General features: G+C 55.5%; 17 protein-coding genes and 1 pseudogene. 12 read left to right on the top strand and 6 right to left on the bottom strand.

Annotated features, from left to right (window positions below; genetic code table 11):
• Positions 1–779 (bottom strand): methionyl-tRNA formyltransferase (locus ENN66_01935; GenBank protein HDS15379.1); only part of this gene is annotated, 779 nt, incomplete at its 3' end.
• Entirely contained in the window at positions 776–1,288 is a 513-nt protein-coding gene (gene def / locus ENN66_01930) for a peptide deformylase (GenBank protein HDS15378.1), read from the bottom strand. The genes def and ENN66_01935, both read right to left, overlap by 4 nt.
• A 303-nt stretch (positions 1,289–1,591) precedes the next feature.
• On the opposite strand from def, the gene ENN66_01925 reads away from it, so the two are divergent.
• From ENN66_01925 to ENN66_01870, 12 genes and pseudogenes are all read left to right on the top strand, one after another.
• Positions 1,592–2,452 (top strand): hypothetical protein, encoded by an 861-nt coding sequence (locus ENN66_01925; GenBank protein HDS15377.1) that lies wholly within the window; start codon positions 1,592–1,594, stop codon positions 2,450–2,452.
• Positions 2,453–2,551: 99 nt separating this feature from the next.
• Entirely contained in the window at positions 2,552–2,866 is a 315-nt protein-coding gene (locus ENN66_01920) for a hypothetical protein (GenBank protein ID HDS15376.1), read from the top strand.
• Positions 2,833–3,642: a hypothetical protein gene (locus ENN66_01915; GenBank protein ID HDS15375.1), complete on the top strand. Its 810-nt coding sequence runs from the start codon at positions 2,833–2,835 to the stop codon at positions 3,640–3,642. The genes ENN66_01920 and ENN66_01915 overlap by 34 nt, the downstream gene beginning before the upstream one ends.
• A gap of 12 nt (positions 3,643–3,654) precedes the next feature.
• Positions 3,655–3,933, top strand: a complete 279-nt coding sequence (locus ENN66_01910; protein ID HDS15374.1) for a hypothetical protein — start codon at positions 3,655–3,657, stop codon at positions 3,931–3,933.
• A gap of 74 nt (positions 3,934–4,007) precedes the next feature.
• A pseudogene (locus ENN66_01905) lies at positions 4,008–4,519 on the top strand (purine-binding chemotaxis protein CheW).
• Positions 4,520–4,587: 68 nt separating this feature from the next.
• Positions 4,588–5,418 carry a chemotaxis protein CheR gene (locus tag ENN66_01900; protein ID HDS15373.1) on the top strand — a complete coding sequence of 277 codons (831 nt, stop codon included), beginning with the start codon at positions 4,588–4,590 and terminating at the stop codon, positions 5,416–5,418.
• Complete coding sequence (locus tag ENN66_01895; GenBank protein HDS15372.1) at positions 5,418–5,900, top strand: chemotaxis protein CheD; 483 nt, start codon at positions 5,418–5,420, stop codon at positions 5,898–5,900. Before ENN66_01900 ends, ENN66_01895 begins: the two co-directional genes overlap by 1 nt.
• Complete coding sequence (locus ENN66_01890; GenBank protein HDS15371.1) at positions 5,897–6,757, top strand: HDOD domain-containing protein; 861 nt, start codon at positions 5,897–5,899, stop codon at positions 6,755–6,757. Before ENN66_01895 ends, ENN66_01890 begins: the two co-directional genes overlap by 4 nt.
• A 49-nt stretch (positions 6,758–6,806) precedes the next feature.
• On the top strand, positions 6,807–6,953 hold the full coding sequence (locus tag ENN66_01885) for a response regulator (protein HDS15370.1): 147 nt from the start codon (positions 6,807–6,809) through the stop codon (positions 6,951–6,953).
• Between the two features lie 6 nt (positions 6,954–6,959).
• Positions 6,960–7,229 (top strand): response regulator, encoded by a 270-nt coding sequence (locus ENN66_01880; GenBank protein ID HDS15369.1) that lies wholly within the window; start codon positions 6,960–6,962, stop codon positions 7,227–7,229.
• Positions 7,186–7,659: a hypothetical protein gene (locus ENN66_01875; protein HDS15368.1), complete on the top strand. Its 474-nt coding sequence runs from the start codon at positions 7,186–7,188 to the stop codon at positions 7,657–7,659. The genes ENN66_01880 and ENN66_01875 overlap by 44 nt, the downstream gene beginning before the upstream one ends.
• Positions 7,656–8,681: a chemotaxis response regulator protein-glutamate methylesterase gene (locus ENN66_01870; GenBank protein HDS15367.1), complete on the top strand. Its 1,026-nt coding sequence runs from the start codon at positions 7,656–7,658 to the stop codon at positions 8,679–8,681. Before ENN66_01875 ends, ENN66_01870 begins: the two co-directional genes overlap by 4 nt.
• 24 nt (positions 8,682–8,705) lie before the next feature.
• Here ENN66_01870 and ENN66_01865 read toward each other — a convergent pair whose 3' ends face one another.
• The 4 genes from ENN66_01865 to ENN66_01850 form a co-directional block, all read right to left on the bottom strand.
• Positions 8,706–9,197, bottom strand: coding sequence for a hypothetical protein (locus ENN66_01865; protein HDS15366.1), 492 nt, complete (start codon positions 9,195–9,197; stop codon positions 8,706–8,708).
• 139 nt (positions 9,198–9,336) lie between these two features.
• Positions 9,337–11,715, bottom strand: a complete 2,379-nt coding sequence (locus tag ENN66_01860) for a TonB-dependent receptor (protein HDS15365.1) — start codon at positions 11,713–11,715, stop codon at positions 9,337–9,339.
• 124 nt (positions 11,716–11,839) lie between these two features.
• The gene (locus ENN66_01855; protein HDS15364.1) at positions 11,840–13,249 is read right to left on the bottom strand and encodes an amino acid permease; all 1,410 of its coding nucleotides are present in this window, start codon (positions 13,247–13,249) and stop codon (positions 11,840–11,842) included.
• Positions 13,249–14,061: a DUF4198 domain-containing protein gene (locus tag ENN66_01850; GenBank protein HDS15363.1), complete on the bottom strand. Its 813-nt coding sequence runs from the start codon at positions 14,059–14,061 to the stop codon at positions 13,249–13,251. The genes ENN66_01855 and ENN66_01850 overlap by 1 nt, the downstream gene beginning before the upstream one ends.
• Between the last annotated feature and the right edge of the window lie 79 nt (positions 14,062–14,140).

Below are 14,140 nucleotides of genomic sequence, written 5' to 3'. Positions count from 1 at the left end.
GTCTCAACCCCTGGCCCGGAACCTATACCTTCCACCGTGGCGGCCAGAATCTTGACCCGGCCGCCACGGTGGAAGGTATAGGTTCCGGGCCAGGGGTTGAGACCGCGAATCCGATTGAAGATGGTGGTCGCCGATGCCCGCCAGTCAATCAAACCGTCCTCTTTTTTCAGTTTGGGGGCTGGGGATGCGAGACGCTCGTTTTGGGGGCTGGGGCTCAGCTCGCCTTTGCTCCAGCCGACAAGGGTGCGCCAGACCAGCGTGGCGCCCATGAGGCTGAGACGCCGTGAAAGTTCGGGCATGGTTTCGTGGTCAAGAATAAAGGTCGGTTCCTGCAGGAGAATGTCGCCGCAATCAATCCTTTCGCCGACCAGCTGGGTCGTGACTCCGGTGATGGGCTCGCCGTTGATCAGGGCCCATGGCATAGGGGCCGGACCCCGGTAGGCCGGCAGCAGAGATGGATGGAGATTGATGGCGGCTCCGCGCGCCAGGGCGATCGTCCGGGGACTCAGCCTGACGCCGTAATCAATGACGACCAGGTAGTCGGGCGCGAAGTTCTTGATCTGTTCCTGGGTTTCCAGTGTATTGATGGCCGGCGTGAAACTCTTCAGTCCGAGCTGGATAGCCTTGTCACGGGCCGGAGTCGGAGCGACCCGACAGCCCCGGCCTTTTTTCTGGTCGGGTTGGGAGAACAGGAGCAGCTCAAGCTCCGGTCTTTTACCGGCCAGCAGCTCCAGGGTGGGGAGGGCGAACTCGCCGGAGGCGAGAAGCAGGATTTTCATGATGTTTCAAGATTTCCTTTGCGAAGCTTGCGTTCATAGATGCTGCGTTTGAGCCGGCTGATCCGGTCAATGAAAAGAATTCCCTGCAGATGGTCGAGCTCGTGTTGGAGGACGATCGCGGGAAAGCCTTCCAGGTTCAGCTCCAGTTCCTTTTCGTCGAGTGAATAGGCCCGGACGAGGATTTTCTCATAGCGGGGAACCTCGGCCGTATAACCGGGAACGCTGAGGCAGCCTTCGACGATTCCGGCTTTTCCTTCGCGGGCAATGATTTCCGGGTTGACCAGGATCCAGGGTTTTGGACTGCGGTCTTCTCCGGCGCCCGCATCCGCCACCACCAGGCTGAGCGAGCTGCCGATCTGAGGCGCGGCCAGCCCGACTCCCGGAGCGTGGTACATGGTTTCCAACATATCTTCGGCCAGTTTTCTGATCAGCTCATCAATGCGGGTGATTTTTTCGGCTTTTTTTTTCAGGACCGGGGCCGGATAGGTGTCGATCGTAAGGATGCTCATAGGATAAAAAAACTGGGTAACCCCGATATGGTTAACGTAAACTGTCGCAAACGCGCAGGCTTTTACTTTCCAAAACAGCGTAAGACTATAATCAATCGTTACAAAGCCTGTCAACCTCTAAATTGACGATTCCGGCAGGACGGCACGGGGAGTTTTTTTCAAAAAAAAAGAGGGTCGCGAAGTGGGGAAGCGGCGGCGAATTTAAAGTTTCATTCGCTGGACAAATTCACCCTGACGTGTTATTCCTGATATTAATAATAGGTAATATTATCCAGGCTGAATTCCATTGTCGAGGTGCAATCTATGTCGCAGGAAAAGGTTATTCAGATCTTGAATGATATCGCCACCGATCTGGTCATGCTTGAGCCCGGCGATCTTTCCGGTTTGGGACAAATGCTCAATGCCGCCGAAGAACTCGAGAAACCCGGCGTCGGCGCCGGGGCTGAATTCATTCTGCCTCAGGTTTCCGCGTTTAAAAATATCATTATTTTCATTATCTATGATGATTTCAAGGATTCCGAGAAATCTCTGGAAACGCTTTCCTTGGCGATCTCGAAAATGCAGCAGGCTTTGCGGAGTGGCGGCGACGGCCGTGGTGCCGAAGCGGCCCAGGTGGCGCTCAGTGCAGGAAGTGTGAGGGCAGCCGCCGGGCCGCAGGCGTCCGCCGCGGCGGATGAGGTCGAGGCCGTGACCATTGTCGAGGAACGGGCCGCCTTGAAGTCTGAAGCGACGGAACCGGACATCAAGAACGACATGCCGGCCGTGGCCGAGGAATTGTTCGGCGGGGTTGATTTCAGTCAGGATCGTGATCTTTATCAGGGGTTCATCGTCGAGTCGAATGAACACCTTGACACGATTGAAGAAAATATTCTTAATCTTGAACAGCACCCCGGTGATCCGGAAATCTTAAACTCGATTTTCCACCCCTTTCATACCATCAAAGGGGTCTCCGGTTTCATGAATCTCAGACAGATGAACCTGATTGCCCATCATCTTGAGAATCTTCTCGATGATGCTCGCAACCACAAGTTTTCTCTTGACGGCGAGGCGACTGATCTGATTCTTGATGGCGTTGACTTTCTTAAGAAAATGCTGGCTCAGCTCAATCTCGCCTTGCTCGGCAACCCCCTGGAAACCATGCCGGTGCAGGCCTTTCTCGAATGAATCGACACCCTGCACCGGGAACTTCTCGGAGACGAGGAAGCCCGCGAGCCGGCCCCGCCGGCCCCATCCTTGCGCGAAGGTCCGAAACAGGGTGAGATTTTGCTTGCTGAAGGGGTTATCAATCAGGATGAGCTTGACGCGGCTTTGGGGGAACAGGCTTCCGAAAGCGGAAGAGAGGAAGGCGAGGTCAAGAAAAAGATCGGCAGGATTCTGCTGGAAAGAAAGAACACCGATATCAAGACCGTGGCCCGGGCAATTCGTCAACAGCAGCGGCTGCATGAAGCACCACCGCAGCTGCCGGCGTCCGCGCCGCATCAGGATCTTTCCTGGGGGGAGCCGCGATCAAGGTCGACACGGAAAAACTTGATAATCTGGTCGACATGGTCGGCGAGCTGGTTATTGTTCAGGCGATGATTCGCCAGGATCCCGATATTTCGGCTCTGGGTATCCGTCAGGTAACCCAGAACATGGCTCAGCTGGCCCGCATTACCTCATCGTTGCAGAAAGTGGCGATGTCCCTGCGCATGGTGCCGATCAAGCAGACCTTCGGTAAAATGGTGCGGTTGGTTCGTGATCTGGCAAAGAAAACCGGAAAAGAGATTGACTTGGTGATGTTTGGTGAAGATACTGAAATTGATAAAAACATGGTTGATCTGATCTACGATCCCATGGTTCATATGATCAGAAATTCAGCGGATCATGGGATCGAAACGCCCGAGGAACGCCGCGCCGCAGGTAAACCGGAGACCGGAACGGTTACGCTGAAGGCCTATCATGGCGGAGGTAACGTCATTATTGAAATCGTCGATGACGGTCGGGGTCTGAATGCTGAAAAAATCAGGCGTAAAGCGCTTGAAAAAGGTCTGTTGCAGGAGCATGACCGTCCTTCAGACAAGGAACTTTTCAGTTTTATCATGGCCCCCGGGTTTTCGACCGCCGACAAGGTTCCCGAGGTCTCCGGTCGTGGGGTCAAAATGGATGTGGTCAAGAAAGCCATCGAGAAATTACGCGGGATTGTAAAAATTGATTCGATTGCGGGGCAGGGGTCGGTGGTCAGTCTCAAGGTGCCGTTAACCCTGGCGATCATTGACGGCATGGTGGCGGTGGTGGGTCACGAACGCTATATCATTCCCACTTTGAACGTGGTCGAGTCCCTGCGGCCGCTGCCGGAGCAGTACCATACGGTGTAGGGACAGGGAGAGTTGATCCGAGTGCGGAATAAGCTGTTGCCTTTGGTGCGGCTGCATCAGGTGTTCGCCGTCGAGCCCGGCTCCGTCAAACCCTGGGAGGCCCTGGTGGTGGTGGTCGAGCATGAAAATATTCAGTTTTGTCTGCAGGTCGATGAGCTGGTCGGTAAACAGGAAATAGTTATTAAAAGCCTGGGCGAGCGTTTGAAAAATCTGCCCGGGATTGCCGGTGGGGCGATTATGGGGGACGGCCGGGTTGGTCTGATTATTGATGTGGCCGGTCTGGTCAGGTGATTTACGGCCGCCTGCTTTTCTGCAAAACACAGCGTATCGTTGCCGTTACGTTTTTTATTTAAGGGGTCTGAGTTATGACGGATCAACCTGAGTTTGGCCAGGGTAATGTCCTTTCCGCCAGGGAACATAAATTTTTTACTTTTTTTCTTGGCGATGAGCTCTATGGGCTTGATATTCTCAAGGTCAGAGAAATTATCGGTATGCAGGAAGTCACCAAGGTGCCCTGCCCGGAGCGGAATATTATATCCTCGGAGTTATCAATCTGCGGGGCAAGGTTATTCCGGTAGCTGATTTGCGGCTGCGTTTTCAATTTCCGGCGCGGGAACATGATGGTCGCACCTGTATCGTTGTGGTTGAAATTGCGGGCGAGGCTAGTCCGGTAGCCGTGGGACTGGTGGTGGACGCGGTTGATTCGGTGCTCAATCTGAAAGAGGAGCAGATTGAAAAGGCTCCGGTTTTTTCGGCCCGAATAAGCCGGGACTGCATTCAGGGACTTGGCAAGGTTGAGAATAAAGTGATTATTCTGCTGGATATTGATCTGGTTTGTTCTCTTGAAACTGTGTTCGAGGATGGTCAGGAATCATGAACCTGTTTGGGTCGAGCAGCAGGTTCAAGGGTGGAAAACAGGCTTGATGATTTAGGGGCGGCTTTAAGGTGATTGGATCCGATAGAATAAGCGATAGTGATTTTGCCCGGTTTTGTGATTTTGTCTACAGTCGCTGCGGCATAACCTTGAATGATAATAAGCGGGACCTGGTCCACTCGCGACTGGCCAAGCGTTTACGCTCCCTCGGCTTGGAAAACTATGGTGATTACTTTGAACTGCTCTACGCCGGTCGGGGTAATGAACAGGAAATCGTTAATCTGCTTGACGCCATTTCCACCAATGTAACCTATTTTTTTCGTGAGGATAAGCATTTTAATTTTCTTGCCCAAAAGGTTATTCCGGCCTTGGTTGCCGAACCTCAGGTTCTGGGAAAGAAGATCAGGATCTGGTCGGCCGGATGCTCAAGCGGTGAGGAACCCTATAGCCTGGCGATCACCTTTGCCGAGAATATGCCGATTGAACAATGGGATTTCCGCATTCTGGCGACCGATCTTTCCACCAACGTTTTGGAGCATGCTCGCAATGGGGTGTATGACCGCGAGCGCATGCGCAACGTTTCCGCCTCCCTTTTGAAGAAATATTTTACCGCCGGCCGGGATGGCCGTCGTTATCGGGTCGATGCAAAACTTACCGCCCTGATCAAATTCACGCGTCTGAATCTAATGCTGGATTTTCCGTTTAAAGGGCGCTTTGACTGTATCTTTTGTCGTAATGTCATGATCTATTTTGATCGTTCGACGCAGGCCGATCTGGTTCGTAAGTTCAGCTTTTTTTTGAAACCCGGTGGTTGTCTGATGATCGGTCATTCGGAAAGCCTGACCAATATCAAACACGACCTTCTGTACATTCAACCCTCTCTCTACAGGAAAAAGAGCTGATGTCTCTGGTGACTGTCGGAATTGCCGACCTGAAGGTCAGCAACAATCTCGAAGATACCCTGGTTACTTATTCACTGGGTTCATGTATCGGTCTTGCGGTCTACGATCCGGTCGCCAGGGTTGGTGGTCTGCTGCATTATATGCTGCCGGATTCATCCATCAACGAAGAAAAAGCGATCAAGAACCCGGCCATGTTCGCCAATAAGGGGATTCCTCTGCTTTTCAAACAATGCTACGGCCTGGGCGCTGACAAGAAGCGGATGATCGTCAAGGTCGCCGGCGGCAGCCAGATCATGGATGACAGTGGCACTTTTAATATCGGCAAGCGCAATTATGCCATTTTACGTAAAATTTTCTGGAAGAATAACGTTATGATCGAGGCTGAAGACGTCGGCGGCGCCTGCAATCGGACGATGTATTTCCAGATCGCCGATGGTCGCATCAACCTGAAGATTTCCAAGAAAGGGATGGTTGAGTTATGACTATGATGGAACGGATCATTGCCGCGGTCGAAGAAATGCCTCCTTTTCCCCAGGTCGTACGGAAAGCCTTGGCCGCTCTGGCCGATCCCGATTACGAGATCGCCAATCTGGTTGATATTCTCAAGGTGGATCAGGCGGTGACCGTTAATGTCCTGAAACTTTGCAATTCAGCCTATTTCGGCCTGCCGCGCAAGGTTTCTTCCCTGAAGGAAGCGGTGGTCTATCTTGGCGCCGACCAGTTGCGCCAAGTACTGCTTTCCGGAGCCGCCAGCAAGATTTTCGATCGCCCCAGTGAAGGCTATACGGTTTTTGCCGATGAGCTCTGGCGTCATGCTCTGGCCACCGCGGTCATGGCTAAGGTCCTGCGCGAGCATCTGCGGATAAAAATCGATGAGAACATGCTTTTTACCGCCGCCCTTTTACATGATGTCGGCAAGGTAGTGTTGAGTTCCTTTGTGATTGAAAAATATCGTGCGATTGAGAAACTCGTGGAAAACCGGAACTGCTCTTTTCAGGAGGCGGAAAAGATGGTTCTTGGTTTCGATCATGCCGAGATCGGGGGTCGGATTGCGGAAAAATGGGACTTTCCGGAGGCGATTGTCGCGGCGATTGCCTTTCATCATGAACCTGAGCGCGCCCCCCTGGAATTTCGTTTGCTGGTGGAAATTGTCGCTCTGGCCAACAACCTGACGGTGATGGTCGGTTATGGTACCGGGGTTGACGGCCTGGCCTGTCGTGGACATGGCCTGTTGTTGCAAAGGTTTAAGCTCGACGAAAAGGATCTTGAAAAATTTGTTTTGCTTTTTCAGATGGAGATGGAAAAAACTTGTGATATCGCTGGCGTCGGCAGTGTCTGATGGGCCTGAGTCTGGTTTTTCGGCAGTCGTAATTTAGGAGTGTTCGAATATGTCGTTTAATGTGTTGGTGGTGGATGATTCAATGTCAATGCGGGCAATTATCAAGAAGGTGATAGCCATGTCCGGTTTTGATGTCGGTGAGATAGCGGAAGCCGGCAACGGGGCTGAAGCTCTGGCCTTGCTTCAGGATTTCTGAACGGATGTGGTGCTGACCGATATTCACATGCCGGGAATGGATGGCGTGCAATTGCTTCGTAAACTCAAGGAGGATCCCATGACCGCCTCTTTGCCGGTGATTATGATTACCACTGAGTCACGAGACGAGATTGTTTCCGATGCACTGGCCATGGGGGCGGCGGGATACATAAAGAAACCGTTTCGCCCGGAAGATATTAAGGCGCTGTTAACTGGTATTTTAGGGGGAGAAAGTGCTCAAGACGATTCGTCTGAACCTGACGAAGGTGATTTCTGAGGTTCTGGAAACTATGTTTTTTGTCTTTCTGGAGCAGCTTCCCGTGGAAACGCTGCCCCAAAGGGGAGGCTATGTCGGCTCTAAAGTCGTGGTCAGGGGGCCGGAATCTGGTTTTGAACTTGAAATGCTGGCCCAGGAAAGCCTTCTGACCAAGGTCGCCGGTGATTTTCTCGGACTTGAGGAAGGTTCTCCGAGTCTTGAGCAGCGTCTGGACGTGCTCAAGGAGATTACCAATATGGTGGCCGGTAACCTGGTTAATCACTGTGATCCGCATGCGGATTTTGATTTGGGGATTCCGATGTTGACCGGGACGGCTTTGACGACGGCGGAAATTGAAGATTGTGTCGATACATTTGCTTACGGGGATGAAGACGGTGTCCTGCTGGTCGGGGTCAGGGTCATTCCCGGGAAAGCCGGCGCGTTCCGATGATTAAGGTTTTGATTGTCGATGATTCGGCGATGGTGCGCCAGGTTTTCTCGCGCGAGCTGGCCCGGGAGAGCGATATCGAAGTGGTCGGGACCGCTCCCGATCCCTATGTCGCCCGGGACAGGATTCTGGCCCTGCATCCTGACGTGATCACGCTTGACATTGAAATGCCGCGGATGGACGGGTTGACTTTCTTGAGAAAGTTGATGAAGCATTTCCCCTTGCCGGTTATAATCGTCAGTTCCCTGACCCGTAAAGGCAGCAAGATTGCTCTCGAGGCCATCGAATCGGGGGCGGTCGAGGTTTTGGCGAAACCCGGTGAGGCCTACAGCGTCGGCGAGATGGGACAGCAATTGGCCGAAAAAATCCGGGCGGCGGCCCTGATTGATGTCAAGGAACGGGCTCGCAAGGTGGATCAGAGTCGGTTTACAGGAACATGTCTGGCCGCCTTGAGCGAGACGACCAACAAGGTAATCGCGATCGGTTCCTCGACCGGAGGCACGGAAGCGCTGAAGGCTTTTCTCACGCGTTTGCCGGCTAACGCTCCGGGGATCGTCATGGTTCAGCATATGCCGGCCAATTTTACCCGGGCTCTTGCCGAGCGGCTCAACGAACTCTGCCAGATAGAAGTCAAGGAGGCCGAGGATGGTGATGTGGTGCGTCCCGGCCGGGCCTTGCTGGCTCCGGGTAACATGCATATGCTGATGCGCCGCAGCGGGGCCAGTTATCTGGTCAATGTCAAGACCGGGCCCATGATTCACTATCAGCGCCCGGCGGTCGATCCTTTATTTCGTTCGGTTGCCCGCTATGTCGGGCCCAACGCGATCGGGGTGATTCTGACCGGCATGGGTTCCGATGGGGCAAAGGGCATGCTGGAGATGAAGCAGGCCGGCGCCGTGACCTTTGCCCAGGACGAGGCCTCAAGCGTGGTTTACGGCATGCCCAAGGAAGCCGTGCGTCTGGGGGGCGTGGATTATATCGTTTCACTGCCTGATATGGCGCAAAGGGTTCTGGCGGTGCTTTAAACCGGTTTTTTCTCGGCCGGAGGGCTATGATTCCGGCTGTCGTTCTCTTTGGGGCAGGTTGTGGCGCCGGGCCCGCCAGCCGTAGAAAAAACCGCAGAGGCCGAAGATGACGGCCGGCCCCGTGATAATCTTGAGGCTTCGGGTCAGACAGCCGTCATGGGTGCGGGCTGGCGGCTCCGCCGGGACGGCGGTCGGATCCAGCGCCATTTCGTAGGCGAGGGCCAGACGGTGACCCATGCCGTCGTTGACGACTACCTGCCAGCGACCGGGGCCGTCGGGACGGAAAAGGAAACAACCGTTGCGATCGGTGCGCCCGGTCTGAAAGGCTAACTTGGCCCCCTCCAGCCTGACCTCGACGGCGGCGTAGGCCATCGGTTCGCCGTCGTCATAATTGGCCCAGGCGCAAACTCCCTCAATCTTCTCCAGATAGCCCTCAACCCCATGCGCCCAGCAGACGGCGGGCGCATGGGTCAGGATCGACAGACAAAGTAACAGATACAGTAACCACCACCTCATGCTTCAGATCCTTTCCTTAGAAGACGTTATAAGACATTCAATGCGAGAATCGGGTCGACTTCGGGACGAGCCAGATTTTGGGGCGTTACGCCTTCCGGAAGCACAAATTAACTTCCCTTCAGGGCGTAACCTATACGTCTCAGAACTTCGCGCTCAACGAGGCGATGGCGGAAAACGGCGTGCCGGGATTATAGGTGGCCCCGTCGCCGTCGTCGGAAGCGCTGATGGCGCCGATGTATTTTTTATCGAACAGGTTGTTGATATCCAGTCCGACGGCCAGCTCTTTACACCAGGCAAACCGTGGCAGGGTATAACTCAGGGCCAGGTCGGCGGTGGTGTAGGCTGAAATCGGGTCGGTATGTTGCGCGGTACTGTAGCGCCGACCGACGTATTTTACCGTCGGCGCCACCTTCAGACTGCCGATAGTCCAGAGGAATCCCGCCTTGACCAGCATTTTCGGGGTGTCGGGGTACTGATTGCCCTTGACCTGGATCACTGTGGTTCCGCGTACGAAGTCGTCGTCGAACTCGAGTCTCGTATAGCTCGGGTTGAAAAAGAAAACGAGGTTGTCGATGGGGTAGAGGTTGAATTCCAGCTCGGCGCCCCAGGCGGTGGCGTCGCCGAGGTTCTGGTCATAGTTGACCCCGACCCGGGGGTCGAAGGCGTTGACCAGCAGGTCATGGTGCTTGGCGTAGAAAATGGACGGGGTGAAGTCGAACCTTTCGCCGCGCCAGCGGCAGCCGATATCGAAATTATCGGAGGTTTCCATCTTCCACTCATCGAAGATATTCTGCAGGGTTATGCCGGCGGCTTTGAAGGCGGCCCGGTTGCCGGCATAGGTGGTCGCCAGGGGCACATAGGCGTAGGGACGCATGTAGGTGCGGCCATAGTTGGCGTACAGTTCCAGCTTGGGGGTCAGCCGATAGCCCAGGGCCAGGTTCGGCAGCCATTCGTCAAAGGTCATTTCCTTGAGGCTCAGGTCGGAGTCCTCACCCTGGTTGTGGTTCAGAGCGGCATGGTAGGATGACGGGGTGCCGCCGGCGGCGCTGCCTTTGTAAGCGGTGCTGCCCGGTTCGGTATAGGAGAAGTATTTGATTCCCGCCTGGAGGCTGAAGTTGCCGAAGCGGCGGCTGAGCTGCAGCCAGGGGCTGTGAATATCACCGTGGCCGTCATTTTCGGTCAGGTATTTCCAGCCCTTGTAGACGCGGCCGGTGGCGGTGATCTGGTTGGCCCGGACGTATTTCTGTAGGTCGTGGGACTCATACCAGTAGCCGGCGGAAATGCTGCAGCCGGCAATCTCACCGCGGTACTCGCCGACGGCGCCCAGGCGTTCCAGGTCGGTTACTTTGTCGGCCGCGCCGTCGAGATTCGATTTATCCTCTTGCGCATAGTAAGGTTTGAGGCTGAAGACGTGCCCCGGCGCGGCGGTGAAGCTGGCGATGGTCATGAACTCGGTGTTTTCGTAGTCGCCCCGGTGATAGTCATAGTAGTCGGCGTCGAGGACCGGGTTGCCGGTGCGGTGTTGGTTGTAGTCGCGGCGATAGGTGTGCTTGAGGGCTTTGGTTTCGGCATAGCTCAGGGAATCGAAGTCATGGGATTCTATGTTGTTGTAATTGTAGAATATCTCGATTTTGAAACGCTCACCCAGCGTCTGGGTGAGGCCGGCGGTGACGTGATTCCGGGGCCCGAGATCGCCAGCGCCCTTCCACTTGTCGACTTCGCTGTAGGAATAAGAAAGAAAACCGGCGGTGCCGGTGGGCAGTTGACCGGAATCGAGCCGCAGGAAACTGCGCCGGGCATCGTAGTTACCGATCTGCTGACTCAGAATGGCGCCGAACTCGTCGGTCGGCCGGCGCCAGTTGAGACCGACGGTGCCGCCGGTGTTGCCGTCACCAGTGCCGAGCCCCGGCGGCGCGGCGCCCTTGTAGAGACCGATGGACTCCATGTTTTCCATGTCGTAGAGATAGTCCCGCGGGCCGATGCCCATGATGCCGTAGTTCGGCAGGCCTTCGACCGACATTCCGACTTTCGCGCTTGAAATCCCGCGGATGCGGACATTCGCGCCGCTGATGCCGAAGGGATCTTTCAGCTCCACGTTGATGCCCGGCAGGATGTCGAGGGTGGCGAAAGCGCTGGAAGCGGCCTTGCTGCCGGCCAGCTCGATGCCGGCGGCGGTGACCTCGGTACCGGTGTAGAGCAGGTCACCCTCCTGCCGGGTCGGGGCCGCCAACACATCCCTGACGGTCATCGTCTCCAGGGTAACGGGTGGTTCGCCGCCGGCGGCAGCTTCCCCGGCGACCCCCGGCCCGGCGGCGGTGAGCGGCAGGAGCAGCGCCGCGCAGACGATCAGTACCTTACAGGTCATGTTTTTGTTTTTTTTCAACATTTTTTTCAACAGCAACAACCGGAAAATGTTCTGATAAGCGGACTTATTTGCGGGCCGTAAAGGCTCTTTGGATTGCGGGGCTCGCTCCCGCATTAATTTGCAATGATTTAGCAGTATCCAACTTTTAAACATGGTTTTCTCCTCCTTGATAATTAACGGTTGCCAGTTGACGGGTTGACGGGTTGTATTCTCGTTTCATTGTTTCCTCTTTTTCTGGGTAGAGTTGTTGGCAAACTGAAGATGTATATCGATGCAACTATTCTCGGGCAAAGGTCTTTGCCCGGGCGATTTGAATTGATGCGTGCCGCCGGGCAAAACCGAGATAGATAATCAGGCCGGCGGCGATGGTGCCAAAGCCGATCAGGGCCGCGACCGGCCGGTGACATACGGAAAAGCTGATAATCCAGAGGTTGCCGAGGATGAAAAGCCACGGGGTAACGGGATAGCCCCAGGTGCGGTAACCGGTGCCGGCCGGGACGCCGTCACGCCGACGAATCCGCAAGAGTCCTATCACCGTCAGCGAGGCGAACAACGACAAGGTAAAGCCGATGTAGATCAACAGGGTTTCGAAAGAGGCCGAAAGCACCATCAGGGCGGCGAGCCCGGCCTGAAGAAAAATCGCCGCCGCCGGGGTCCGGTGTTCGGGGTTCAAACTGCCGAATGCCGGGAAAAAGATGCCGTCGCGGGCCATGGCATAGTAGATCCGCGGCCCGGTTATGATCATGGCGCTTAAGACCGAAAGGATGCCCAGGGCCACGGCCCCGCTGAACCAGCGGCTGTGGCTGACCCCGAAGAGATTGGCCGCCGCCCGCGCCCCGATTTCCATGACCCCGGCCATCTCCGGAGCGGGCACGGCATAGAGATAGACCGTGTTCAGCAGCAGGTAAAAAACCATCACCACCAGGGTGCCGACGATCAGGGCGCGGGGAAGGTTGCGCTGGGGTCTGACAATCTCGGAGCCGAGATAGGCGGCGGCATTCCAGCCACTGTAGGAAAATGAGACAAAAATCAGGGCCACTGCGAAGTTGCCGGCGGACCAGGCCTGCCCGCCGACAACTTCGCAGTGGTGAAAGGAGCCCTGGTCCGAGCAAAGACCGGCGGTGATAAAAAATAAAATCAGAACGATCTTGAACAGGGTCAGAAAATTCTGCACCCAACTGCCGAGACGCAAGCTGTGGTAATGGATCAGCGAGAAAACACAGATCGCTGCAATTGCCAGCAGATTTGGCCGGGACAGGGTTGCCAGGGTAAAATCTCCCAGTCGAAGACTGAAAACCCGACCCGTCGGCAGGGCCGCGGCCTGGAAGGTATAGCCGGCCAAAGCCATGGCCGCGGCCGCGATCGGCGCCGAGAAGCCGACAATCAGGGAAATCCAGCCGGAGAGAAAGGCCGGGAGCTTGCCGAAAGCCTCGCGCAGAAAGATATATTCACCTCCGGCCTGGGGATAACGGGCCCCCAGCTCGGCATAGCAGAGAGCGCCACAGAGGGCGAACAGACCTCCGCCCAGCCAGCATAAGAGCAGGGCGCGGGCATCCTGAAGCTCGGCCATGATGAAGCCTGAGGTCGTGAAAATCCCGGTGCCGATCATGTTGGCGATCACCAGAATGGTCGCCGAAAACCAGCCGATCTCGCGGCGCAGGTCCTTCCCGTTCAACGCCTTTTTCATCAGCGCACTTCGCAGCTGAAGGTGACGTTATACAGGTACTGATCGCAGATCGTGGTGTCCTGATAAGGCGGTTTGTGGGAAAACAGCAAAAGCCAGTAACCGGCGCGGGCCAGAGTGAGTTCGGCTCGACCCTGGCTGTCGGTAACCACGGACACCGGATGATGATGGGCGGAATGAGCGTCTTTGGTGGCGGACTTGGACGCGCTCGCATCGACAAAACCGGCATCGGTGGCGTTAATGGTCGCCCCGGCCAGGGGCTGGCCGGCATAGAATAGCTGTACGACCAGTTTATCCCCGGCCTTCAAAGCGGCCAGGTCGCTGAGCGGCCGCAGCTCCAAGGTCTGACCGGTCAGTTGACTGTCACGGGCGCCGGCGCCGGCCTGCAGCACGGTTTTGGCTTCGAGATGGAAATTGGTGCATTTGTCGGCATCGGCGACTTCCTGTTTGTTGCCCCATTTGCGTCCTTCGGGGGTCATCGTGAAAAAACTGGGCTTGATCCGGGCCGTGACGACGTAAGCTCCGGCCTGGTCGATTTTCAGGCGATATTCGGTCTCGGAAACCTTCTCCAGTTCTACTTCCCGCCCGTCGGGGGCGAGGGCCTGAATCGCTTCGAGACGTCCTGCCTTGAGTTTTTCGTCGTTACGATCGGCGGGATACTTATGTCCCCAACCGATCCCGATGCTGACCGTCGAGCCGAGCGCCGGAAAATAGTTGTCCGGATTGAGCCAGAGGTTATGCGCCAGAACCGGCCGGACAAACAATCCCAGTCCCAGAATCACTAAGCACAGCAGAAAAACGGGTTTACGTCTCATTTTTAAATCTCCAAAATGCGAAGGTTAATGTAACTTTTACCGTAAGCATTCGGCGTTTCCGGCAGCGGTATCTTGAGTG

It is taken from the genome of Pseudomonadota bacterium (assembly GCA_011049115.1).
Taxonomy (GTDB): Bacteria; Desulfobacterota; Anaeroferrophillalia; order Anaeroferrophillales; family Tharpellaceae; genus DSCM01.
Note: the sequence above shows the minus strand (reverse complement) of the source record. Positions and strands in the feature narration are given on the sequence as shown.